A 285-nucleotide genomic window follows, 5' to 3' on the forward strand; every position below is an offset into this window, starting at 1 on the left:
CGTGCCGCAGCTCCCGCACGTTGCCCGGCCACGTGCGCGCCCGCAGGGCGGCGATCACGTGCGGCGTGAACACCTCGGCGCACGCCTGCGCATCGCCGCCGCCCCGGGTCCACAGCATCTCGATCAGCGGCTCGAGGTCGTCGGGCCGCGCGCGCAGGGGCGGGATCTCGAGCACCAGACCCGCCAGGCGGCCATAGAGGTCGGCCCGGAACGTACCCTCCGCCACGCGCGCCTGCAGATCGCGGCACGTCGCCGCCAGGATGCGCGTCTCCACCCGCCGGCTGC

General features: G+C 76.1%; 1 protein-coding gene. It reads right to left on the minus strand.

Features of this window, described 5'->3' with window-relative positions:
* A partial coding sequence (locus LZP69_RS16250) for a sigma 54-interacting transcriptional regulator (RefSeq protein ID WP_234201732.1) occupies nucleotides 1–285 on the minus strand: 285 nt, incomplete at both ends.

This window comes from Shewanella sp. AS1, from assembly GCF_021412565.1.
GTDB lineage: Bacteria > Pseudomonadota > Gammaproteobacteria > Enterobacterales > Shewanellaceae > Shewanella.